The 24,272-nt window shown below is 47.0% G+C and carries 22 protein-coding genes and 1 riboswitch; of the genes, 17 read left to right on the top strand and 5 right to left on the bottom strand.

Annotated elements, in window-relative coordinates; translation table 11 throughout:
- The first annotated feature begins 81 nt into the window (after positions 1-81).
- The 4 genes from FEFB_RS04030 (at position 82) to aroB (ending at position 3,847) form a co-directional block, all read left to right on the top strand.
- Positions 82-1,005: an aldo/keto reductase gene (locus tag FEFB_RS04030; protein ID WP_047974970.1), complete on the top strand. Its 924-nt coding sequence runs from the start codon at positions 82-84 to the stop codon at positions 1,003-1,005.
- Positions 1,006-1,028: 23 nt separating this feature from the next.
- Positions 1,029-1,286 (top strand): hypothetical protein, encoded by a 258-nt coding sequence (locus FEFB_RS04025; RefSeq protein ID WP_047974969.1) that lies wholly within the window; start codon positions 1,029-1,031, stop codon positions 1,284-1,286.
- 496 nt (positions 1,287-1,782) lie between these two features.
- Positions 1,783-2,769 (top strand): 3-deoxy-7-phosphoheptulonate synthase, encoded by a 987-nt coding sequence (gene aroF / locus FEFB_RS04020; RefSeq protein WP_047974968.1) that lies wholly within the window; start codon positions 1,783-1,785, stop codon positions 2,767-2,769.
- A 4-nt stretch (positions 2,770-2,773) separates the two neighbouring features.
- Complete coding sequence (gene aroB, locus FEFB_RS04015; protein WP_047974967.1) at positions 2,774-3,847, top strand: 3-dehydroquinate synthase; 1,074 nt, start codon at positions 2,774-2,776, stop codon at positions 3,845-3,847.
- Positions 3,848-3,937: 90 nt separating this feature from the next.
- Here the strand turns inward: aroB and fni are convergent, their stop codons facing one another.
- From fni to mvk, 4 genes are all read right to left on the bottom strand, one after another.
- Positions 3,938-4,978 (bottom strand): type 2 isopentenyl-diphosphate Delta-isomerase, encoded by a 1,041-nt coding sequence (gene fni / locus FEFB_RS04010; RefSeq protein ID WP_047974966.1) that lies wholly within the window; start codon positions 4,976-4,978, stop codon positions 3,938-3,940.
- Positions 4,979-4,990: 12 nt separating this feature from the next.
- Positions 4,991-6,061: a phosphomevalonate kinase gene (locus FEFB_RS04005; RefSeq protein WP_053068946.1), complete on the bottom strand. Its 1,071-nt coding sequence runs from the start codon at positions 6,059-6,061 to the stop codon at positions 4,991-4,993.
- Positions 6,062-6,073: 12 nt separating this feature from the next.
- Positions 6,074-7,033: a diphosphomevalonate decarboxylase gene (gene mvaD / locus FEFB_RS04000; protein ID WP_047974965.1), complete on the bottom strand. Its 960-nt coding sequence runs from the start codon at positions 7,031-7,033 to the stop codon at positions 6,074-6,076.
- Positions 7,034-7,152: 119 nt separating this feature from the next.
- Positions 7,153-8,094, bottom strand: coding sequence for a mevalonate kinase (gene mvk, locus FEFB_RS03995; protein WP_047974964.1), 942 nt, complete (start codon positions 8,092-8,094; stop codon positions 7,153-7,155).
- A gap of 145 nt (positions 8,095-8,239) precedes the next feature.
- Between mvk and FEFB_RS03990 the strand changes: the two genes are divergently transcribed.
- From FEFB_RS03990 to FEFB_RS03935, 12 genes are all read left to right on the top strand, one after another.
- On the top strand, positions 8,240-10,648 hold the full coding sequence (locus tag FEFB_RS03990) for an exonuclease domain-containing protein (RefSeq protein ID WP_047974963.1): 2,409 nt from the start codon (positions 8,240-8,242) through the stop codon (positions 10,646-10,648).
- A gap of 109 nt (positions 10,649-10,757) precedes the next feature.
- Positions 10,758-10,910, top strand: a riboswitch (Lysine riboswitch).
- An 88-nt stretch (positions 10,911-10,998) separates the two neighbouring features.
- Positions 10,999-12,111: an alanine racemase gene (gene alr, locus FEFB_RS03985; RefSeq protein ID WP_047974962.1), complete on the top strand. Its 1,113-nt coding sequence runs from the start codon at positions 10,999-11,001 to the stop codon at positions 12,109-12,111.
- A 50-nt stretch (positions 12,112-12,161) separates the two neighbouring features.
- Positions 12,162-13,463, top strand: coding sequence for a diaminopimelate decarboxylase (gene lysA, locus FEFB_RS03980; protein ID WP_047974961.1), 1,302 nt, complete (start codon positions 12,162-12,164; stop codon positions 13,461-13,463).
- 108 nt (positions 13,464-13,571) lie between these two features.
- On the top strand, positions 13,572-14,282 hold the full coding sequence (dapD, locus tag FEFB_RS03975) for a 2,3,4,5-tetrahydropyridine-2,6-dicarboxylate N-acetyltransferase (RefSeq protein ID WP_047974960.1): 711 nt from the start codon (positions 13,572-13,574) through the stop codon (positions 14,280-14,282).
- Positions 14,283-14,370: 88 nt separating this feature from the next.
- On the top strand, positions 14,371-15,525 hold the full coding sequence (locus FEFB_RS03970) for an N-acetyldiaminopimelate deacetylase (RefSeq protein ID WP_082131909.1): 1,155 nt from the start codon (positions 14,371-14,373) through the stop codon (positions 15,523-15,525).
- Positions 15,526-15,624: 99 nt separating this feature from the next.
- Positions 15,625-16,506 carry a 4-hydroxy-tetrahydrodipicolinate synthase gene (gene dapA, locus FEFB_RS03965; protein WP_047974958.1) on the top strand — a complete coding sequence of 294 codons (882 nt, stop codon included), beginning with the start codon at positions 15,625-15,627 and terminating at the stop codon, positions 16,504-16,506.
- Complete coding sequence (gene dapB, locus FEFB_RS03960; protein ID WP_047974957.1) at positions 16,503-17,267, top strand: 4-hydroxy-tetrahydrodipicolinate reductase; 765 nt, start codon at positions 16,503-16,505, stop codon at positions 17,265-17,267. Before dapA ends, dapB begins: the two co-directional genes overlap by 4 nt.
- Positions 17,268-17,344: 77 nt before the next feature.
- Positions 17,345-18,553, top strand: a complete 1,209-nt coding sequence (locus tag FEFB_RS03955) for an aminotransferase class I/II-fold pyridoxal phosphate-dependent enzyme (protein ID WP_047974956.1) — start codon at positions 17,345-17,347, stop codon at positions 18,551-18,553.
- 126 nt (positions 18,554-18,679) lie between these two features.
- Positions 18,680-19,177, top strand: a complete 498-nt coding sequence (locus tag FEFB_RS03950) for a hypothetical protein (RefSeq protein ID WP_152666233.1) — start codon at positions 18,680-18,682, stop codon at positions 19,175-19,177.
- A gap of 10 nt (positions 19,178-19,187) precedes the next feature.
- Positions 19,188-20,375, top strand: coding sequence for a pyridoxal phosphate-dependent aminotransferase (locus tag FEFB_RS03945; protein ID WP_047974954.1), 1,188 nt, complete (start codon positions 19,188-19,190; stop codon positions 20,373-20,375).
- A gap of 91 nt (positions 20,376-20,466) precedes the next feature.
- The gene (asnS, locus tag FEFB_RS03940; RefSeq protein ID WP_047974953.1) at positions 20,467-21,777 is read left to right on the top strand and encodes an asparagine--tRNA ligase; all 1,311 of its coding nucleotides are present in this window, start codon (positions 20,467-20,469) and stop codon (positions 21,775-21,777) included.
- 63 nt (positions 21,778-21,840) lie between these two features.
- Positions 21,841-22,542: a DnaD domain-containing protein gene (locus tag FEFB_RS03935; RefSeq protein ID WP_082131908.1), complete on the top strand. Its 702-nt coding sequence runs from the start codon at positions 21,841-21,843 to the stop codon at positions 22,540-22,542.
- 41 nt (positions 22,543-22,583) lie between these two features.
- Here the strand turns inward: FEFB_RS03935 and FEFB_RS03930 are convergent, their stop codons facing one another.
- Positions 22,584-22,880 carry a hypothetical protein gene (locus FEFB_RS03930; RefSeq protein ID WP_047974952.1) on the bottom strand — a complete coding sequence of 99 codons (297 nt, stop codon included), beginning with the start codon at positions 22,878-22,880 and terminating at the stop codon, positions 22,584-22,586.
- A 26-nt stretch (positions 22,881-22,906) separates the two neighbouring features.
- Between FEFB_RS03930 and FEFB_RS03925 the strand changes: the two genes are divergently transcribed.
- Complete coding sequence (locus FEFB_RS03925) at positions 22,907-24,046, top strand: class I SAM-dependent RNA methyltransferase (RefSeq protein ID WP_047974951.1); 1,140 nt, start codon at positions 22,907-22,909, stop codon at positions 24,044-24,046.
- Positions 24,047-24,272 lie beyond the last annotated feature (226 nt).

The raw sequence follows: 24,272 nt of genomic DNA, 5'->3' as shown, positions 1-24,272 counted from the left end.
ACTGACTTTGGTTTGAAACTGGAGGGGCTTTTGATTTACACTAGAGGTAGTCACAAAAGTAAAAAAGAGGGGATTTGTTCAATGGAAAAGTCAATTTTGCAAGAAACAACGAAGCTCGCTAACGGCGTTGAAATGCCGGTTTTCGGTCTCGGCGTTTGGAAGTCTTCCAATAAGGAGGCCGCCGATTCCGTCCAGGTAGCCATTAAAAATGGTTATCGATTGATTGATACAGCTAAGCAGTATGGTAATCAGCCCGGTGTTGGTTATGGAATTCAACAGGCCTTGAAGGATAACCGCTTGAACCGGAAGGACTTGTTTATTACGACTAAGGTTTTTAACGGTGACCAAGGTTATGAAACAACTTTGAAAGCCTTTGAGGAGCAATTGAAGCAATTGCGTTTGACTTACTTGGACTTATTGTTGATTCACTGGCCAGTTGATGGCAAGTATGTCGACACTTGGCACGCTGTTGAAAAATTGTACCGTGAAGGCAAAGTTCGTGCTATTGGAATTTCAAACTTTAACGAAGAAAAAATCCAGGAATTGCTGGAAGCTGGTACCGTGATGCCACAAGTAAACCAAATGGAATTTAATCCATTGGTTCAAGAAGAATCACTCTTCACTTATATGAACGGGATTGGGATGGCAATGGAAGCCTGGGGACCATTGGGCGGTGGCGAAGCACTCTCAAACCCAGCCGTTGAAAAGATTGCGCAAGCCCATGATAAATCAGTTGCTCAAGTGATTTTGCGTTTTGATTACCAAATGGGGGCTATCACGATTCCAAAGTCAGCCCACGAAGAGCGCATTATTGCCAACAGTCAAATTGATGACTTTGTTTTGTCACCCGATGAAGTGGCTGAAATTAAGGCACTTAACCAAGAAAAGCACAGTATCTGGTACCCAAGCTTTGCCTGGCACAAGGGTAGCGAGACCACTGGAGTGAAGGACGAAGTTTCTCACTGGGATGACGTCGAAGAATATATGAATAAGCCCGTTCAATAAGCATAACGGCTGAAGGAGGTTCAATGGAAGTTTTAAAGTATCTGGAGGCCTTGCAATACGAATCAGCCGATACCGTGATGGGATCGATTATGAGTGCGACTGATTTTCCAGCGTTAGCCGGAATTGAGGATGCCTGTGACGTTCAGCACAGCACGACGAACCAACACGATTTACAGCAAATTGCGCGTTATCAACCAATGTTTTATAACGTGGCCGAACATCGCCTGGTGAACCAAGCGGATGTCTTGCGCTTGCTGGATTTAGTGACACAAAAACAATAATCGAGTAGCTCCGCCGTGAATGGTGGAGCTTTTTTGCTCGAGTTGAATAAGTGATGCGATACATGGGTTCAACTCATGAATCAAGTGGCCGTCAATCATATCGTCTTCACGGTGAGCAACCAGGGCTAATGCTCAGAAAAAGAACATTTACTAATTTATGTGTATAAAATGATAAAAAGATGAGGGATTAATTTGATTTTTATTTGATACCGTGCTTTAATAAAGGCATAAATTAATTTACGGAGGACAAAAACATGTTGAAAGCACGGACGACGGTTCGATTTTATAGCTATTGGTAAAGCGTCTGCTTGATTCGCACAGAATGGAGCAGATACTCCATTTTGTGTGGCCAATAGCTTCAACATGTTCCTCGGTCACGCACACGGTTACTTACCATGGCGGACCGAGACCAGGATTCGGTACAAACTCTCGTGGTGGTAAGGGACCAGCACGAGAGTTTTTTTATTGGCTTTTTGTATGGTTAAAGGAGAATAGGATGATTATCGAATTTGCATCAAGTACCGACCCAAAGATTCAATCTTTAAAGGAGCGTTTTGCTGAAAAAACGGATGTCTTTATTCATGGGAGACGAATTGCTTTGACGGGCTTAACGACCGCTGATTTAACAGAGGCTGAACGGGCAGCAGTCACAGACATTATTCTCGACCATCCAAAGGCTGTCCAAAGTAGTCGGGCGTTACATCCCGAGGACATTGTCGTCAAGACAGCCCATAGTCAAATTGACCATCAGAGTCTAACGTTAATGGCTGGACCTTGTTCAGTTGAATCGAAGGAACACGTCTTTTTAATGGCAGAGGCGGCTAAGAAGGCTGGGGCAACTGTTTTGCGTGGTGGCGCTTTTAAACCACGGACGTCACCATACTCTTTCCAGGGGCTTGGCGAAGAGGGGCTGAAATACCTTCGCGAAGCAGCGGATGCTTTCGATTTGGACGTGGTCACTGAAGTAATGGATGAAAGCCATGTTGACTTAGTGGGCCAGTATACCGATATTTTCCAAATTGGTGCACGTAATATGCAGAACTTTTCACTGCTAAAGGCGGTCGGTCAGACACAGATTCCCGTGATGTTGAAGCGCGGCATGTCCGCCACGATTGATGATATTTTAAACGCTGCAGAATATATTGCAGCAGGTGGCAACCAGCAAATTATTTTGGTTGAGCGTGGCATCCGGACTTTTGATAATAAATACACCCGCAACACGCTCGATGTTGGCGCAGTTCCCGTCTTGCGGGCGTTATCGCCATACCCAGTCATGGTTGACCCAAGCCATGCGGCTGGCTACGAGAGCTTAGTCGGTCCTGAGGCCTTGGCCGGGGTGGCAGCGGGTGCAGCTGGCTTGATTATTGAAATTCACGATCATCCAGATCAGGCTTTTTCCGATGGCCCTCAGGCATTGTTGCCAAAGCAATTAGAAGAACTGGCAAACCAGTCCCGTGCCATTCACAGTATTATTCGGGGGTAAAGCCATGAGTATGATTCTGGTGAAAATGCCAAATCAGTCTTACGATGTCGTAATTGAAGATGGCTTGCTAAAGACACTTGGCGACCGTGTCCGTCAAGTCTGGTCACCGCGCAAAGTCGCCATTATCACGGACGACAATGTTGGTCCCCTGTACCTCGACCAAGTTACACATTCATTGACGGAAGCCAGCTTTACGGTGGTTACTGCCGTGGTTCCTCATGGGGAACATTCAAAGTCATTAGCCCAGTTAGAAAAATTGGCCCAACAGTTGGCAGCAGCGTCCTTTAATCGGACCGATAGTCTGTTAGCCCTCGGCGGAGGCGTAGTTGGCGATTTGACCGGTCTGTTGGCCTCGGTTTATATGCGGGGCATTGATTTTATTCAGGTCCCGACCTCCTTGCTCGCCCAGGTAGATAGTTCGGTGGGTGGTAAGACGGCAGTCGACGTGGCTCAAGTGAAAAATTTACTGGGAACTTTTTACCAGCCAGACTTGGTTCTGATTGATCCGCAAATGCTAAAAACGTTACCACAGCGAGACTTGGTCGAGGGTTATGGTGAGATAGTCAAGGCTGGAGCCTTAGTTGGGGGCGACTTTTGGTCCCTGATTTTACAAATTAATTCGCCGGCAACCATTTTGCAAGAAGCGGCTAAGTTAATTCATTTTGCGCTTAACTTTAAGGTTGAAGTGACTAGCCAGGATGAACGTGAGGGCGGCCAACGGCAACTATTGAATTTTGGTCATACAATCGGTCATGGGGTTGAGTCACTGGCAAACGGTGACCTTCGCCATGGGGAGGCGGTTAGCTTAGGGCTGATTGCGATTAGCACAATCTTTGCTGATCAAGACGAAACCCATGAGGTATTGGATAAGCTACGAAACCGCTTAGAAGCTGTCGACTTACCCGTGACATCGTCCTTATTAACTGATGATGGTTTAATGGACAAAATTAAAAACGACAAGAAAAACCGTCATGGTTATTTGAATGTCGTTTACCTAACCGCTATCGGCCAACCCAAAATCGAAAAAATCAGCTTAGCTGATTTGGCAGCTAAGATTAATCACGCAGACTTTTCATAACAATTGATGAAATTAAAAAGAAGTTAGTCGAAAAGTATTTTTCGGCTAACTTCTTTTGTTTGTTGATTGAAATTAAGAGGACCAGCGTTGTTAAAGCTGGTCAGAAAAATTTTGGAGGTCTGCCCGGTACAGCCTTGGAACTTGGCTAAGGTCGAAAACGGTCGTAGCGCCCAAAAGGGTCATTAATTCAGGCAGGGCCTGTTGCCAGTTCTCGATTTCTTGTTGCAGGGCTGAGGGGCTCTTTGTCATTAAGACTTGCAGGAAGTGACCAGCGGACGAGGTTGTTTTCGCTCCCAAAATTAAGGCAGTCACAACATTGTTGATGGATTGAATCCCGCCTGTGGCAATTAACGGTGAATCAATAGCGGCCTTTTGTCCTGCTAAGAGCGATTCAACCGTGCTGAGCCCAAAGGCACTTAAGTCCAAGGGGTTCTTATTTTGCCGGTCACGGCGCTGCTCAATTTGGGCAAAGCTCGTTCCATTACCACCACCAACGTTAATGGCTGCTGGTTTGAGTGCTGACAGTTGCTTGAGCAAATCGGGGCCCATGCCAAAACCAACTTCCTTGATGATGACCGGTACGGGCGATTTAGCAATGACGGTGGCTAAGTTATCGAGCCAGTAAAAGCGCCGATCGCCTTCCGCCATGGCCAGTTCTTGGCCTAAATTGACATGAAGTTCGATGGCATTGGCATCAATCATGTCGATTGCTGCTTGAACATTTTGGATGGGATGGTCAGCGCCGAGGTTGGCAATTAAAAATCCCTCAGGGTGATTTTGCCGCACAGCACGGTAGGATTCGACCTGACTGCTATCTTTTAAGGCAACGGATTGTGAACCAACCGCCATCGCTAAGCCCGTCTTTTGAGCAACGGTGGCCAAATCAGCGTTGACCTTGGTACTAGCAACGGAGCCGCCAGTCATGGCCTCAATGTAAAAGGGCCAGGCAAAGTCTGCGCCAAGGATGTGGGTGGTCGTTTGGACGTCAGCAACCGCCATGTCTTTCAGTGGTCCCGGGACCCAACGGACAGCATCAAAGCCCGGCCCAATCACTGGGTTTTCCTTGTCACGCCAAAACTTGGTTGCCAGCGAAAGGTGTTCGTTTTTACGGTTTGAATGAGTAGTGGCCATCTTAAAATTCTTTCACAGTAACACGGAATCTTGCCAGAGTCCTGGTAAGAGAAGGTGGAGGGCTGTTCCTTGGCTAGCTTGATGAAAGCCGTGCCCTTGGGTTTGGTTTTCAAAGACAACAAAGCCGTTATCACCATAGCCGGCACCAGAAACCTTACCGGCGAGGCCTTTTTGCCCTAAGAGCGTCAAAAATTGACTGAGGGCGGGGGTCAGGTAACCGGTTGGCAGGGCCTTTTTCAAAAGGTCCTGGTTGTTCTTGAGTCCTTGCATCAAGCCATGGTAATCATGGTTTTCAATCGCTAAGGCCGCCTTTGTCACAGCTTCTTTTGATTGACGGGCAAAATCAGTTTGCCAAAAGCCCTTGGCGAGCGCCTTTTTTGTTGAGGCAGGTTGGAAAGTGGCGACGATACCAATTTGCCAATTTTTTGGCCAAGGAAGGGGTTTGATGGCGAGGTTCGACCAGTCGAGCTTTGAAAAATCAGACAGAGTGAGCGTTTTGGAATCTACTTGGTTTAGCCAGTCGGGTGCTTGATAAAAAATCACACCGGTAAAAGTAGCCGAGGCTAAATCACCAAGGGAACCAGAACCCTGAATAAAGTAGTGGGCGAAGGCCGCTTGGCGGAAAATAGCTGGCAGGTGGTCTTTTTGATTAAAGTATGTGACCAAACCCTTGATGATGGCAACCGAAACGGCAGCCGATGATCCTAAGCCGAGCTTATTGTGGTCAACCGCCATTTGCGAGGAAATCGTCAACGATAAGCCGGGGTGTTGCGTTAGATTAAGGTCTAGGTGTTCTTGGTAGAAGAGTACCAAAGCCGCCTTGACAAAGGACCAGGGCCCTAAGAAGGAGTCGCTTGTTTCTTGGTTTAACTCGGCCAAGGCCGACCAGGTTAAAACAAGTGGTTCTGGCATGGTGTCTGATTTAACGACCAAAGATCCTGGCATGAGGCGGTTGGTTGCTGCAACACGAATGGTCAAACCACGGTCAACAGCAGCCAAAAGAGCCGGTTGCCCGGGTTTTGTGACAGCATATTCGCCGGCTAAAAAGAGTTTGCCGGGGACTTTGACGGTGGTTGTTTTCATTGCAGATGTCCTTTAGTCTTCAAAGCTAATACCGGGACCTGGTGTTGCGATTTGGAGGCACAACTTGCGGAACTTTTCTTGAAGCTTATCTTTGATGGTTTCAGCCTGGTCTTGGCTAGTAATAATCTTAACGTTTGGACCGGCATCAATCGTGGCGTAGGCCAGGAAGCCTTCGGCACGGAGTTCCTTAACAAAGGCCAAAACATCGAGAGTCATTTGGTTAAAGTAAGTAAAGCGCCGGTCAGTGGCCGTAATGTTTAATTCATGCATGGCCAAGGCGTTTTCTTCGGCTAGTTCGCCAATTTTTTGTAGGTTTTGGTTGGCGATGGCTTCTTGCATAGCCGTAAATTGGGCATGTGATTTTTCAACCCATTCTGAGTACTTGGGTGAGGTCATCGCCCGCATCATCCCATCAGAAGACGAAACTTTTTTAACGGTTCCAGTGATTTCGCAAACCACGAGGGCGATTGGCAAATCAGTGGCTGGCAATGCTTCGGCAAAAGAGGATTGATTATCGGTTCCTTCGTGCCAAACGGCAAAACCAGGGAAAAATGACCGAGTTGCTGATCCAGAACCCCGGCGTGCTAGGCGAGATAGATCCGTTAAGGACAAATCCCAGTTTTGATGACGGGCAACGGCGGCCGTCAAGGCAGCAAAGGATGAAGCCGAAGAGGCGAGACCTGCAGCGGTCGGAACCGTATTTTTGGAAACAACTGTGAGGGGACCAAAGTCTTCAATTTCTTCACGTAAAAAATCGAGGAAATTATGGATTCGCGTTGGGTCCTGCATCATGTTGTTAATCAACAGGGTATCTTCCGTACCTGCCGTTACCATGGTCTCGGTATAAAATTCATTTAGCGTCAGAGACAATGACGAAGTGGTTGGGAGGTTGAGCGTCTTATCTTTTTTACCCCAGTATTTGATGAAGGCAATATTAGTATGCGCTTTGGCAGTTGTTGTTTTATCAGTCACAGTGCTTTCCTCGGTGAAAGTATTTTAAATTTTTGGGTGATTAATCAGTTTGAGGACCACCTGCAGTATTTTGTTTTTAAAAAACAAAGTTGGGCCAGGTGGAAAATCTAAGCTGATTTTTAATGTGCTGCTGAGAGCGGCTGAATCCAAGTTTCCTTGGCTCCGGACTGTTTGAGGGCGGCAGCAATTTTTTGCGCCTGGTCGTCATTTTCTGCCAGGGCAAACATCGCACCGCCAATGCCAGACCCGGTTAACTTGGCGCCCAGTGCGTCTGCTTGTAAAGCGGCATTAACAAGGGTGTCTAGCTTTGGGTGCGAAACTTGAAGGATTTGCAGATCCTTGTGGGCATCAGTAAAGAGCTGGCCCAGCGTTTTGGGATCGTTATTGGCTAGGGCTTCCTTCACTAAGAAGGCTAGCTGGCCGAGGTGGTTAATGGCCCCCCAAGTTGGTTCATAATTTTTCTTGAGCTGGTCCTTAACAATGTTAACGGCTCGAACGGTTTGACCGCGAACACCGGTATCCGCCAGGACGAGGGTCGCTTCCAAATTAGTTTGGAAGGTATCGATTTGTTGCTGGTGGAACCAGACGGGTTCAACGGCCGAGACCGTGGCAGCATCGATGCCAGAAGGTGAACCGTGGGAAATACTTTCAGCCAAATTCGTATAAAAATTCAGTTGGTCCTGACTTAAGTCTTGTCTGGTCCAGTCAAAGAAGGCCCGTGTGATGGCTGTTGCTAGGGCCGCTGAAGCGCCAAAGCCTCGTTCTTGGGGGATGAGCGATTGTACCTCTAATAAGAATGGTTGGTCAGGTTCAACCAGGTTTTCTAGCAGGGCGATGATTAACTGGCGCAAGCCTTCTAAATCAGCGCCAAGATTGGCCAGGTCAAAGGCCTGTTCACCTAAAATAATCATTTGGCCACTAGCAATCGCTTGAACGCTTGCCGTGACTTTGAGGCTCAAAAGAGGGATGGCGACGGCCGGTTGTTGGTAAACAACGGCATGGTCGCCGATAAGAATGGCTTTGGCGTGCGAATGGCCAAAGCCAGCATGATTTTTTTCCATATAAAGACTCCAATTACTGCTAATATTGTACCGCACTAGGCTAAGTAGTGTAAAATAACTACGAGAGCAAAATGAAATTTAGGTCTAAAAATGACAGTTTTTGGCCCAAATATGTCTTGGTCTCGATGATGAGAAAGGAGTCCTGATGAAAAAATCAGCCGCCTTTGTGATTGTCGATTTGGAAACTACTAACCCCTCCGTTGAAAAGGGAGGGCGAATTATTCAAATCGGGATGACCTTTGTAAAAAATAAAAAGATTGTGGAACACTTCGATTCATTCGTGAATCCAGGGCAAACAATCGATAAAAAAATTCAACAATTAACCCATATTAGCCAAAAAGATGTGCGGGATGCGCCGTTCTTTGAAGAACTGGCCCCATCGTTGCGCGGGTTGTTAAAGGACCAGGTTTTTGTTGCCCATAACGTGAACTTTGATTACCCGTATTTAAATGCCGAATTTGCCCGGGTTGGTTTGCCTGAGCTGGACCTCTTGGCAATCGATACCGTTCAACTGGCCCAGATTCTTTACCCAACGGCACCAGGCTACCGCTTGTCTGATTTGACAAAGTACCTCGACTTGCCTCTGGTTCAAGCTCACCGGGCTAACGCTGATGCGGAGGCAACAGCCTATTTGATGTTGTCGCTTTGGCACAAGGCCCAGAGCTTAGCTGAAAAGACGAAGAAGGAACTCTTGAGTGTGGATTGGAGTCTGTTGCGTCAAAGCCAGGATTTCTTGGCGATGGCGATGAAAGACCGGTCCCCGGCTCCGGCATTTTTGGCCGAACGTGAAGAGACGTTAAGCCGACCGTCCAACCGAAGCAAAGATTCAAACCAGAACAAAAAAGGCGACGACGTGCCTTATCCGAAGACGCTTGCTGATAAGGATGCCGCTTTAGGTCCTGGTTTCTTGGTCGAAGAGGACCAGGGTCAGGTGATGGACCAGGTGCAGCGCTTTTTGCAACAACGGCAAAGAGCGGTCTGGCAGTTAACGACACCGCCAGAAGTTAAGAAGACGTTGTCGTATTTATTGCCACTCTTTTATCAAAATCGCCAACAGGCGACATACCTGCTGGCCCATGACATTACGCTCTTGAACCATCAGGATGCTATCCTAGCGGAATTACAGGAGCGACTGCCCGGGACTAACTTATTGGTGGCGAAACTCTATGCGCCGCGCGATTACCTGGATGAGAAGAAGTTTCAAAAGGTTCTGGCGGCAGCTAGAAGCCAAGGTGGTGTCTTTTGGCAAGCGCGTGTCCTGGTTTGGTTAGCCGAAAGTCCTGATTTAGCCCTCATTGATTTGCCAAAAGGTGTGCAAAATCAGCCTGGCTTGGCAGCGGTCCGTTCTGATGAAACGGGTCCGGCCTTTATCCAAGCCTTTGACAAGGCGGCTCAGGCGGATGTGGTTCTTTTGACCTTCGCGGCCTTCTTTGTCATTTCGGAGGATTTGGAAAAGGCAAGCAAGTATCATGATCGGCCCGTGGCCATTTTGGAAAAGCCCATTGCGCTTTTGACTGCCATTCAAGAGGGCTTCGGTCTGACGTTGCCTTTGAGCTTTTACCAAGACCAGGTAGCCCGCTTGGCTGATTTGGCAGCTAGCTTGCCGAAGAAGACACAGGGTCAGTGGAAGGTGGCACTCCACAACTGGGAAGAGGCCAGCAATAAGATTGATGGTCAAGCTGAAGATATCGGTCTGGTGAAGACCGGCAAGGCGGTTTTGAATCGTTTGTTGGACTTAGTTGATTTGGCTGCTAAGGCTGATTTTAACCACAAATTGACGCAAGCGGATTTGACGGCTAAATTAGCTAAGCTTTCGTGGCTATCAGCGCACCAGGAATACTTAGCCAACATCTCCTGGCACATCCAAAAGGAGCCGGCCGTCCAAAATCTAATTTTTGAGGTCAAGGCTGATTTGTTGTACCAAAAGTACTTTTTGAAGCAGGTGGATAAAGTCCTAGTCGTTTCGTCTTACTTACCGGATGATTTAGCAACATTTTTAGCCCAGACTCCGGGGGCCTTGTTGCCGGAGAAAAGTGAATTTGAGGGGACAACGGAAAATCAGTTGACAACGGTACTGACCACGAGCCGTAATGAAGACCAGCAGATTGAACAGCTGGTTTTGGCCAAGGTTCAGCACTTTGTTCTGATTGTGGAGGACCACGCCGCCTTGAAGCATTGGTACTACAAGTTATCGGACCGCTATGGTGATGACTACGTTGTCTATGCACAGGACATTTCAGCGCCCCTCATTAAGGCTGCCCGCCAAAGCAGCCAGGAAGAACAGTCAATTTTGATTGTCCTACCAGAATACTTGTCGGCGATTTGGCAGCAAAGTCTACAAGTGCCGGAGGTGGCCGTCATTTCACAGGCCCACCGCTGGGTTGATGTGACAACGCTCACACCGCTATTGATTGCCCTTCAAAAACAAGAAAAGTCCGTTTTACTTGCTTCCTTTAACCAGGGACAAGTTAAAGCGCTTTCGGATCGATTGGCAACTGTTAATAGTCGGTACAAACGGGTAAAAGCGAACTTTTATCAAAAAAAGCTTTCATAAAATTAAGAAAAGACAGCCAATATCGGCTGCCTTTTTTGTTAAAAAGATAATTTATTTTGTCAGGAGTGTTGACATGAGAAAAAATCTCATGTATATTAATGGCAACTTAATAAGTAATAGAGGTCGCAACCAACAAGAGTACCGAACATTGTTCGCGAAAGGGGCGGTTGCCGAAGCTGATGGGGTCAGAGCCATTTCGCTGGGCCAATAGTTAAGAGCTATTGGACTGTCGCTGCAAATGCAGCGGGGAGCTATTCAACTGTTTTTTTGTGACTATTTTTAGACAATAATCCAAACGACAGGGATAAACCCCCGTTGTTTGGATTTTTTTATTGCCTAAGGAGGCTCACATGGTTGTCGCTAATCACCGTCCAAGTCGTTTATTGATTTCAAAGGCAGCGGTGGCCAAAAATTTAAAAGTCATGCGTGAGAGTAGCCACGCTAACTTTATTTTCATGACGGTGAAGGCCAATGCTTATGGCTTTGGTTTGTTGGAAATGAGTCAGGCTGCTGTTGAAGGTGGTGCCGATGGCTTAGCCGTTGCTGTGATGGATGAGGCAATTGCCTTACGGAAAGCCGGCTTTTGTCAGCCAATCTTGGTTTTGGGCCTCACGTCTCCTGATTTTGCCCAGCTAATGGCCGATTATCAAATCATTGCCACGGTTGCTGATCGTGAAACTTTGAAGCAGGCTGAAGCCAATTTGCGTCTTGGCGGTCCAAAGCTCCAGGTTAACTTGGCGGTCGACACGGGCATGGGCCGGATTGGTTTTCGTAACCGAGAAGAGTTAAGCGCTGCTATTGATGACGTTCAAGATGCTGATTTCTTACTTTACCAAGGCATTATGACTCACTTTGCTACGGCCGATGATGTTGACACGACATACTTTGAAGGGCAGCTAGCAACCTGGCATGAGTTAACCGATGGCTTGCCAATGCCACCGATGGTTCACCTGGCTAACTCGGCCGCAGCTTTATACCGGGTTGGTCAGATGCCAATGGATGTCATTCGAGCAGGAACTTCGGTCTATGGTATTGAGCCATCCGAAGGGATATTAAAGCCTGACAATTACCTGGAACCGGTCTTGACACTCGAATCCGAGGTGGTCATGATTAAGCAACTGCCAACAGGTGCCTCCGTTTCCTATGGTGCCACTTACCAAACCACCAAGCCCCAATGGATCGCGACTTTGCCAATCGGCTACGGGGATGGCCTACCACGTGAAGCAGTTGGCTTTGAGGTTTTGGTCAACGGCCAGAAAGCCCCAATTGTTGGCAAGTTAGCCATGGACCAACTGATGATTGCTCTCGAAGAACCAGTTCAGGTCGGAACTAAGGTGACTTTCATTGGTAAAAATCAGGACAAGGAAAACACACTGATTGACTTTTCCCACTATTGCGAAATCGATCCATGGGAAATCACCATTCGTTTCCAAGACCGCTTAGCACGGTACCTGGTTGATTAAGCCCATCTAATAATATTTTGATTGAAAAGAGAGAAGAAGGAAAGATTCTTATGTCAAACCACTTGCAAGTAAACGACCAAGACCAACTCATGATTGGCGGCGTGTTAGCCACTGATTTGGCTAAGGAATACCAAACGCCACTGTACGTTTATGATGTTTTGACCATGCGCGAGCAGATGCGCGCCTTCAAGCAGGCCTTTGAACAATCCGGTCAAAAAGGGGCCGTTGCCTATGCTTCCAAAGCATTTGCTTGCCAGGCCATGTACCAGGTAGTTGCTGAAGAAGGTTTGCACTTGGACCTTGTTTCCGCCGGTGAAATCTACACGGCGGTGGCCGCCGGCTTCCCGATGGCCAATGTTTCTTATAACGGAAACAACAAGTCACTGGCTGATTTGACCTTTGCCGTTGAATCCGGGGTTGGTACGATTATCGTTGATAATTTCTTGGAACTTGACCTCTTGCACCGGGTTATGGCCGGCCGAGAGGGACAACAAAATGTGATTTTGCGAGTGGTTCCTGGCGTGTCAGCCCACACTCATGATTACATTCAAACCGGTCAAGTCGACTCCAAGTTCGGTTTTGATTTGGAATCTGGTCAAGCTAAGCGAGCTTATGAAATCGCTGAAGGCGATGAAAGCTTGCACCTGCTTGGTTTGTCAGCCCACATCGGTTCTCAAATTTTTGAGGAAGATGGCTTTGAATTAGCCGGCCAGAAATTAGTTGACCTGTGTGCTTCATGGGATTACCAACCAGAAGTATTGGACCTTGGCGGTGGCTTTGGAATTGCCTACACGGATGCTGATAAGCCACGCCTACCAGAAGACCTCGTTTTGGCCTTACTGAAGAGCGTCCAGGAACAAACGGCTAAGAAGGGCATGACCCAACCGGATATTTGGATTGAGCCAGGGCGTTCAATCGCAGGGCCAGCCGGTTACAGCTTGTACACCGTTGGTTCTCGCAAGGATATCCCGGGTGTGCGGACTTACTTGGCCGTTGATGGGGGAATGGGTGATAACATTCGTCCAGCCCTTTACCAGGCTGATTATCAGGCGGTCTTGGCCAACAACGTTCATGGAGCGCCGGCAGAACATGTCCGCTTAGTGGGTAAGTATTGTGAGTCGGGGGATGTCTTGATTCAAGATCAAGAATTGCCAGCAACAGAGCCAGGCGACTTGGTCGCCGTTTTGAATACCGGTGCTTACGGGTACTCAATGGCTTCCCGCTACAACCGCAATCCTGTGCCAGCCGTGGTTTTTGTTGAAAACGGCCTCTCACAACTGGTGGTAGAAGGCGAAAGCCTAGCTGATTTGACCAGCCATGACCGGGCTTACCAGTTACCTGGCAAGTGGTAAAATCAGCAGTGGCAAGGTTTGGTTGATTTCATTAACCTACCTTGCCCGACTGAAAGAAACAATTAGACTTAAATAAGAAGAAAACAACTCGAAAAGGAAAACAAAAACATGACTGAAATGGATACAGCGGCGATTATTAATTACTTGGCAACTTCTAAGAAGAAGACACCGGCAAAGGTGACCTTAGCAGGTGATTTGGCTCAAATTACTTGGCCAAATGATGTGCAAGCCTTTATTGAAGAAAAAACTGGGACTGTATTTGGTGATATGCAGGTTATCCAACCAATTTTGGATGACAACCAGGCAGCCATTACTGACTACCACGTTGAACTAATTGCCCGTAATTCCGGGGTGCCATTGTTGAACACCCAGCACTTGAATGCCCGCATTGAACCAGGGGCCTTGATTCGTGACCGAGTTCAAATCGATGACCAGGTCGTGGTTATGATGGGGGCGGTGATTAACATTGGTGCCAAAATTGGTGCTGGATCGATGATTGACATGGGCGCTGTTCTGGGTGGCCGAGCTGAAGTTGGAAAGAACTGCCATATTGGTGCCGGTGCTGTTTTGGCAGGTGTGATTGAACCTGCTTCAGCAGAACCTGTCCGTGTTGGCGATGGTGCTTTGGTTGGCGCCAACGCCGTTGTCATCGAAGGGGTTCAAGTTGGTGCCGGAGCGGTTGTTGCCGCAGGTGCCATCGTGACAGAAGACGTTCCTGAAAGAACAGTTGTGGCTGGTGTACCGGCTAAGGTCATTAAGCAAATCGATGCTCAAACAGAGCAAAAGACGGCCTTGGTTGCTGCCTTACGCGATTTGTAAACACAAAGTTTGCTAGCAAACGACTGGAAGATGGCCGCGCAACCTAGCTGATTAGAGAGAAGTTTTCATGGTCCATGAAAGGGAGGCTTTGATGTCCGATTCAACAATTAATTTAGCGCAGGTTCGGCGCGACTTACACGCCATTCCAGAGTTGGCTTTGCATGAAGTACAAACGCAACAATATTTGAAAAAAACAATTGCCGCCTTTGCGAGTGATTTCTTAACAATCAAAGAGGTACCAGAAGTTGAAACGGCCCTGTTGGTCCGCTTGGCGGGATCAAATTCGGAGAAAACAATTGGCTACCGGGCTGATATTGACGCCTTACCAATTGAGGAAGAAACAGGCCTGCCTTTTGCTTCGAAACACCCCGGTGTGATGCATGCCTGTGGTCACGATATTCATATGACGGTTGCCTTGGGAATTTTGGCTTACTTTGCAAAAAATCAGCCTAAAGATAATCTGATTTTTATTTTTCAACCGGCAGAAGAATCCGAGGCCGGGGGTAAACGTTTGTATGAAGCCGGCGCGCTCACGGGTGATTTTAAACCAGATGAACTTTATGCCTTGCATGACCAGCCAGCCATGCCGGCCGGTCAGATTGCAACCAAAAAGGGTACACTTTTTGCCGGGACAACGGAGATTCATCTTCAGATTGTTGGCCAGGGTGGTCACGCAGCCTATCCCCAGCAGGCTAAGGACGCTTTGGTTGCCGCTGCTGCCTTTGTCAGCCAGGTGCAAACCGTGGTTTCCCGCAATGTTGACCCCATTCATGGTGGGGTCGTGACAATTGGATTCTTTCATGCCGGCACGATTGGCAACGTCATTGCTGGTGAAGCTAAATTAGCCGGGACGATTCGGGCCTTTACCCAAGCGGACTTGGAGATGATGCAAAAACGGGTCCGCGCAATTGCGGATGGGATTGCCGTTGCCTTTGGTGTTCAAATGAACTTGGAGCTCATTCAGGGTGGTTATTACCCGGTTGAAAATGATCCAAAAACAACGGCAGCCTTTATGGCTTTTATGGAAGAAGATCCGGAAGTTGACTTTGCAGAAGCACAGCCGGCAATGACTGGCGAAGACTTCGGCTTCCTACTAAATAAGTTCCCAGGCACGATGTTTTGGCTTGGGGTTGGTGACCCCAAACACAGCCTCCATGATGCCCGGCTAAACCCCGATGAGCAGGCCTTAAACGCCGGTGTTCAGGCAATGGTTGCCTATTTTAAACAACGAATGGCCCAATAAGTAGCACCCAGGTAAACTGATTTTTCAGCTTGCCGGTTAAAAATGATGAAAGAAATACAAGAAATCGCTATAGCTAAAGATGAAAGAGGATGGCTTTTGATGATGACAGCAAATTTGATTACCGCATTAATTACCCCATTTACCAGTCAGGACGAAATTGATTATGAGGCTTTGGACCGTTTAACGGATAAGTTATTGAGTGAAGGAACGCAGGGCTTTGTCATCGGTGGTACAACCGGTGAATCACCTACGTTGACGGAGGAGGAACGCCTGTCCTTGTACCGTCACTTTGCCCAGTATGTGAACGGCCGGGGACCTGTTATTGCTAACGTTGGGACAAACAACACGGCAGAGTCCGTGGCCTTGGCTGAGACAGCCAGCCAAATCGAGGGTGTGACTGGCATTTTGGCTGTTACGCCTTACTACAACAAGCCCGATCAGGACGGCATGATTGCCCACTTTACGGCCATCGCCAATGCCAGCCAAGTACCATTGATGTTGTATAACATTCCTGGTCGATCAAGCGTTTCGTTGACGAATGATTCTGTCTTATTCTTGGCTCACCATCCAAATATTAATGCGGTTAAGCAAGTGACTTCAATTGATGACTTGGCCATTTTGGTTGATCAAGCGCCAGAAGGCTTTGCTGTTTACACCGGTGAAGATAGCCAAACATTGGCGGCAAAGGCCATTGGCTGCGCGGGCACGATTTCGGTGGCATCACACCTCTATTGTCGTGAGATGCAGGCACTCTTTGCCGCTCTTGAAGCAGGTGATGTAGCCTTGGCGGGTCAGTACCAACGCTTCTTAACACCACGGATGAATGTTTTGTTCTCTCATCCATCGCCAAGTCCCATAAAGGCCATCTTAGCTAAGCAAGGCTTGATTGAAAATCAGTTACGTTTACCATTGCTGCCATTGACTGAGCAGCAAACAGCAGAAGTAGAGGCCGTATTAGGCCGGCAAGGAGTTGTTGCATGAAAACCGTCTTTCTCGCAGGCGCCCAAGGGAAAATGGGCCAGTCGATTGAAAAGTTGATCGAGGACCAAGCTGATTTTTCATTAGCTGGCCGCTTAACGACTAAAAGGGCGCTCGACCAACAGCCGGATGATCAAGAAGGCACTGTTCCAACCTTTATCGACTTAGCAGACATTAACGTCAATGCTGATGTTTGGGTTGATGTGACTAATCCTGCTGTTGCCTTTGAAAATGGCCAATACGCCTTGACTCATGGTTTTGACTTGGTAATGGGGACGTCTGGCTTACAAGCAGATGATTTTGAAAAATTGCGGGCCTTGGCCTTGGAAAATGACCAATCTTCCTTGGTTGTTCCTAACTTTTCAATTACAGCGGTTTTGTTGATGCAGTTTGCCGGTCAAGCAGCTAAGTACTTGCCTGCAGCCGAAATCATCGAGGCCCACCATGAGGACAAGGTCGATGCACCATCTGGGACGGCAAAGGCCACCGCTGATTTGATTGTTGCTGCTCGTCAAGAAGAACCTGCTATTCCACATTCGGACGCTTTGGCCCGTGGTGATCAAAGTCAGGGAGTACCGGTGCATGCCATGCGTTTGCCAGGCATCTTAGCCGAGGAGACAGTTGTCTTTGGTTCTGATGGAGAAACGTTAACAATTAAACAATCCACAAATAATCGTTCGTCTTTCATGACTGGAGTCGCTCGTTCAATTCGAAAAGTCGATGAAATTGATGGATTAGAGATTGGATTAGATAAAATCCTCTAATTTATTTTTAATAATATGGTAGAATGGTGCAAAGCAATGTAAAAGGATTTGTTTAGAATAGAATAGGAGTGGTTTTCATGGTTCAAGTCAAAGAAAGTTTGTCGAAGCAGTATAACCAATTGTTCGAGATCGTGCCGCCAGCGGCCATCCGAGCAGTTGACATCAAGTTGTCCGCAGTTCCGGATATCATCAAGCTCACCCTTGGTGAACCTGATTTTGCGGTTCCAGATGTAGTCAAGGAGGCCGTTAAAAAAGCGGTTGATGATAATGACTCACATTATGCGCCTTCACAGGGAACTTTGGCTTTGCGTCAGGCTATTTCCGACTATGTTCATGAACGTTTGTCTGGTCCAGTCTATGATTCAGAAAGTGAAATTTCGGTGACAATCGGAGCTTCAGAAGCCATCTATGATTCATTGTCTGCACTCTTTAGCCGCGGTGAAACAATCTTGGTGCCAACACCAACATTTTGTTTCTATCAAGCTGAGGCCTTGCGCCTTGGCTTGAAGGTGGTTGAAATTAACACGGCGCCATCTTATCTGTTTACGGCAGAAATGTTTGAAAAGGCAATTCAAGAGCACCCAGAAGCAAGGGGCTTGGTTTTAAACTTCCCTGGTAACCCAACTGGTGTTACCTATGATGAACAAGAGCTTAAAGATTTGGCTGTAGCCATTAAAAAGACGGATATCTTAGTTTTGTCGGATGAAATTTATGCGGAATTGACTTATGGTCAAACACATAAGTCGATTACGAACTATATTCCAGAACAAACCATCTTGATTAGTGGTTTGTCAAAGTCACATGCAATGACCGGTTACCGAGTTGGCTTTATTGCCGGTCCAAAAGCTTTGATGAAGATGGTTGGCTTGGCCCATTCCGGTGTTGTCACGACAGCGCCCGGACCAATGATGGCCGGTGCTCTAGCTGCCTTAACAGAAGCCAGGGAAGCGCCAAAGGCAATGCGTGATATCTACCAAAAGCGCCGCGATATTGTCCTAGCTGGCTTGAAGGAAGCGGGCTTTACGGCTCCAACACCAAAGGGTGCCTTTTACATCTTTGCTAAGATTCCTGATTTCTTGCCACAAGACGATGAAGCCTTTGTCTATGAATTAGGTGAAAAGGCCAAGGTAGGAACAATTCCTGGTTCTGTCTTTGGGGCCGGTGGTGAAGGCCACGTTCGCATTTCTTACGCCACTTCGACTGAAAAATTAGAAGAGGCCATGAAGCGAGTGATTGCCTACGCCGAGGCTGCTAAGGAAGCAACTGAACTTTCAACAGCAGAATAACGATTAAATAGCCATGAGCTTGGATATTATCCAATTTCTTGGCTATTTTTTTGCTATAATGAACAATAGTTATGACAAATCGGAGAAAGAATTTTTATGGAAGTTCACGACAACTTACGAGTCAGAATGGCCCGGCCCAAACGTTTTTCTTGGGTTAAATTTTTTATCGTCTTGGTGGCAATTTTCTTGATTGTGGCTGGTGCCATTTATGCCTACGCCTACATGGCATTACAGCCGATGGCCAGAGCTGAATCTAACGTGCAAAAAACGGTTAGTCAAAAAACATCTTTGACGAACCTGCATGGTGTCACAGAAGATGATCGCAACGGCACCATTTATGCCGTGCTTGGTAAGGATAGTGATGGCCAGCAAAAAGTAGCCTTGGTCAAGGGACAGCACGGAACTGTCACGACCTTTGACTTTGGCAATGGCCTGTCACGGGCTGATTTATTAAAGCAAATCAAAGCCAAATACAATCCAAAGAAGGTTTACTCGGCCAATTTGTCGCTCTACCAAAAAACTTTGGTCTGGGAAATCAGCTATGAAAGCCAAAATGGCGACATGAACTATTTGACAATGGATTACAAGACCGGTGCCGTTTACCGGGCAATTAATGGAATTTAGGGAGAAGATGATGTTGCAAGCAAGTGATTTTTCAAAGCGGACCCAGGCTGTTCAACCCTCAGCCACACTCGCAGTTTCTAAAAAAGCCAAGCAGATGGCGGCCGAAGGAATCGACGTGATTAACCTTGGCGTTGGGGAACCTGATTTTACGACGCCCAAGGCCATTAGTGAAGCGGCTATTGAAGCCATCGAAGGCGGTCAAACCTCTTTTTACACGCCCGTCGGTGGGATTTTACCATTAAGAGAAGCAATTGCTGAACAAATGACCGAGAAAACGGGGCAGGTTTTGTCGCCTAACCAGGTGACGGTGACTTCCGGTGCCAAGTTGTCTTTGTACACGATTATGCAGGTACTCTTAAACCCCGGTGACCAAGTTGTAATGCCCGAACCCTATTGGGTTTCGTACGTTGAACAGGTTCGCTTGGCGGGTGGGGTTGCCACCACTGTTAGGCCCAAGACGGCAGCGATGAAGTTGACGCCAGCTGACCTCGATGAGGTTGCCGGACCCGTGAAGTTGATTATTCTTAATAATCCTTCCAATCCAACTGGCCAGGTCTATAGTCGAGATGAAGTTCAGGCACTTTTGGACTGGGCCGACGCCCACGATAGTTTCCTTTTGTCTGATGAAATTTATGGTCAATTGGTTTATAACGGGCAAACGTTTACGTCAGCTTTGTCTTTGAAGGAAATCAAGGACTCCCGCTTGATTATTGTCGATGGGGTTTCAAAATCCTATTCGATGACCGGTTGGCGTCTTGGCTGGACGATTGCCGATGAAAAAATCATTGCTGAAATGAATAAGCTTTTGGGCCACATGACTTCGAATCCGGCCGCCGTTAGCCAGTATGCTGCCTTGGCCGCCTTAACGGTCGACCAACAAATGGTTGAAGATATGCGGACTACCTTTGAGAGTCGGTTGAATGCAACCTACGATAAGTTAACGGCTATTCCGGGCTTGTCTGTTGCACAAAAGCCAGAAGGGGCCTTTTACCTCTTCTTTAAGGTTGATCAAGATCTTTTGGACAAGCTGGGCCTAAAGTCAACGATTGACTTTGCCACTGCGCTCTTGGAGCAGGCTCACGTTGCCATTCCGGCCGGTGAAGGTTTTGGAATGCCGGGCTATTTGCGCCTATCATATGCTAAGGATCAAGAGACGATTAATGAGGCTCTGAACCGTATTTTGGCTTTTGTTCAGTAAGTTTTTGTCCTAGTTGACGACTGCCAAAATTTTTATCATAATAAAGTTAATAAGTAAAATGTGAGGAGTAGGGCATTAGCCCGAATAATTTATGAGTGAAACAACGATTCCAACAATCCAAATTGTCGATGCACCAAAGTACGTCGGCCAAACGGTAAAAATTGGTGCCTGGTTACGGCAAAAGCGTGGGTCCGGAAAGATGGCCTTCTTGCAATTGCGTGACGGAACTGCTTTTTTCCAGGGCGTGGTCGCTAAGGCTGACGTTTCAGAGGAATTGTTTAATTTGGCCAAGGATTTGAAGCAGGAAACATCATTGTATGTGACCGGCGAAATTCATGCAGATGATCGGTCATCATTTGGCTACGAAATCAGCATTACCGGCTTAGAAGTCATTGGTGAAAGTCATGATTACCCAATCACGCCCAAGGAACACGGTACGGAATTTTTGTTTGATGAGCGCCACCTCTACTTGCGTCACATCAAGCCATTTGCCACATTGAAGATTCGCAACACCTTGATTGCAGCCACTTACGAATTCTTCAACCAGGAAGGTTTTATCAAGTTGGATGCTCCTTTGTTGACTGGTTCGGCTCCTGAAGGAACGACCGACTTGTTTGAGACCGATTACTTTGGTCAATCAGCTTACTTGTCACAAACCGGACAATTGTACGCCGAAGCGGGTGCTATGGCCTTTTCAAAGGTCTTTACTTTTGGACCGGCCTTCCGTGCCGAAAAGTCAAAGACACGGCGTCACCTAACAGAATTCTGGATGATTGAGCCTGAAATGGCTTTTATGCACCAGGAGGAATCCTTGGAATTGCAGGAACGCTATGTTGCCTTCTTGATTGAAAAGGTTTTGGAAAGAAATGACCAGGAATTGGACTTGTTAAACCGTGACAAGGATTTTTTGCGCTCTTACACGCAGTTACCATTCCCACGCGTTTCTTATGATGATGCCATCAAGTTGTTGCAAGAAAACGATTTTGACGTGGAATGGGGTGTTGATTTTGGTTCACCTGAAGAAACTTTCTTGGCTAACCATTTCCACAAGCCTGTCTTTATTGTCAACTTTCCGAAGGCAATCAAGGCCTTCTACATGAAGCGCCATCCAGACCGTGATGATGTCGTTATTTCCGCTGATTTGTTGGCACCAGAAGGCTACGGTGAAATTATTGGTGGATCCGAACGTGATACGGATTACGACTATTTGAAAGCTCAGATTGAAAAAGAAGGTTTGGACATGGATGAGTACGGTTGGTACTTGGACTTGCGTAAGTATGGTTCTGTGCCACACTCAGGCTTTGGCCTTGGATTAGAACGAATGGTGACTTTCGTGACTGGCGAAGAACATATTCGCGAAGCTATTCCATTCCCACGGATGACGCACCGCTTGCGTCCATAAAGCAGACAAAAAGCGCCCAAGGTACCCTTGGGCGCTTTTGTAACGATTGATAAGGAGGGTTTGATGGACGATAAATTACAGGCCTTCTTGCAGGCCGGGAGTACTAGCCTGGAAAACGCTTTACTCGTGCATTACCAGGATTTGGGTTTTGACAATGATGATTTGGTCCTTTTCTTGCAGGTTAAACGCCTCCAAGACCAGGGCGACCAAGCCGACCCGAAGGTTGTTGCTCGGATAATGAAAGTCACAGAAAAAACGGTTGTTAGTCGACTGATGTCGATGGTTGATCGTGGGTTAATGAAGGTTGCCGGTCAAGGACGCCAGGGTGAAATCTATGATTTTTTGCCACTTTACGACCGCTTGCTACACGGCCAGGGTCTTAGGCCGGCCAATAATGTTGTTTCGGCTGGTGAAAAAAGCCGTCAAGAAGTTGTCCGGATTTTGCAGGGAGAATTTGGTCGCAACCTTTCTCCTCTGGAAATGCAAACGGTGGCTCAGTGGTTTGACCAAGACCACTTTGATCCAAACATGATGGTCTTGGCGATTCAAGAAGCAGTCGCTAATAATGCTCGAAGTCTGCGCTATATTGAGGCCATCCTGGTGAACTGGCAACGTGATAATTTGACCTCGCCTCAGGCGGTCCAAATCGCCAAAGAAAAGCGCCGTGGTGTGGTTTATCAAGCAAGGCCGGCCAATGATCAGGGGCAAAATCAGCCTGAAAAAAAGCAGCCAATTGTGCCAACTTTTAAGTTAGATGACCTCTAAAAACATTGAAAACGTAGTCAAAAGCTGAGAAGCGGTTGATTTTATTGTAAAATTAAGCGACCGAGGTTATCCTGGTGAAAACCTAGTAGAGGTTTGGGGCCAGTCTGGTCGACCAGGCAAGCCAGTTTTATTTTTGGACTGACCTGGCTGAGCCGCGTTTGCAGTTGGCCAAGTGTTAATGGCTTTTTGCCAGCGACAAAGGCGACTTCGCTTTGTTGGTTGAAAAAGCGTAATTGCGCCAGGGGCCTGATTTGGTCACGGTCGTCTTTGACTTGGCCAAACACTTCGGTTTGATTTGGTAGGTAAGTTGTTAGGGCAAAGAATTCACTGAGTATCATAGTATTTATATTATAAAAGGAAAATGATGGAAAAGAAATATCGTTTAATGGCAACAGTTGCGGCGGGCTTGGAGTCCGTCTTAGGCCAAGAATTAAAGGACCTGGGCTTTGATGTTCAGGTTGAAAACTACCGAGTCTTCTTTGAAGGGACTCAGGCCGATATTTTACGGGCTAATTTGTGGCTCCGGACTGCTGATCGAGTGAAAATCGTGATTGGTTCCTTTCATGCCACAACCTTTGATGAGCTTTTTGAGGGCATCAAGGCTTTGCCGATGGAAGATTACCTCAATTATGACTCAGAATTTCCGGTGGCGGGAAGGTCTCAAAAATCAGCTTTGCACTCGGTGCCAGATGTCCAGTCAATTACGAAAAAAGCGATTGTTTCCCGCTTGCAGGAAGCCTTTCACGTTCGGACTCGTTTACCAGAAACTGGCTTTTTTGCACAATTAGAAGTGATGGTGGCCAAGGACGAAGTCATGTTGACTTTGGACACAACCGGGCCATCACTCTTTAAGCGCGGTTACCGAGTTGAAAAGGGGCCAGCGCCATTGAAAGAAAACTTTGCGGCAGCCTTAGTGCTGTTAACTAATTGGAAAAAGGACTTACCCTTTGTCGATCCAACCTGCGGTTCTGGAACGATTCCGATTGAAGCTGCTTTGATTGGTCGCAACTTAGCACCAGGTTTGACCCGTGACTTTGATATTGAAAAGATGGACTGGTTTGACCACAGCCTTTCGGATACGATTCGTGATGAGGCCGAAGATCAAGCCGATTACGACACGCCATTGAATATTCGCGGTTATGATATTGATCCGAAAATGGTCAAAATTGCCCAAGAAAACGCTAAGCATGCGGGTTTGTCTCAAGACATTACCTTTGAGGCTCTGGCTGCTGGTGATTGGCAAACAGAAGAAGAGCGTGGCGTCTTAGTGGCGAACCCACCATATGGTCAACGGCTCGGTGAACTTGAAGAAGCCGAAGGGCTTTATAAGCAGATGGGAGCGGTTTATAGTCGTCTGCCTTACTGGTCGAAATATATCCTAACTTCTGACCTATCATTTGAAAAAGTTTTTGGTCAAAAAGCGACGAAAAAGCGCAAACTGTTTAACGGGCAGTTACGGGTCGATTATTTCCAGTTTTGGGCTAAAAAAGCCGAAAAAAAGTAAAATATTCCAAATCATAATAAAAAGCAGCAAAAAAGATTGTCATTTGACAATCTTTTTTTGTGTTTATTTTCAATTTATTTTCTTAAAATGGCAGATTCTATAATTAATTCGAACGAGAAAATTTAAAATAAAAACCCAAAGAATTTCTTTACAATGGTAGTTGATTAGACCAACCAAAAGGAGAAATTCTTTGAGCCATTTAATTTTATCATCTTATGACCGTGGT

This window comes from Fructobacillus sp. EFB-N1, assembly GCF_001038455.1.
GTDB lineage: Bacteria > Bacillota > Bacilli > Lactobacillales > Lactobacillaceae > Fructobacillus > Fructobacillus cardui.
Note: the sequence above shows the minus strand (reverse complement) of the source record. Positions and strands in the feature narration are given on the sequence as shown.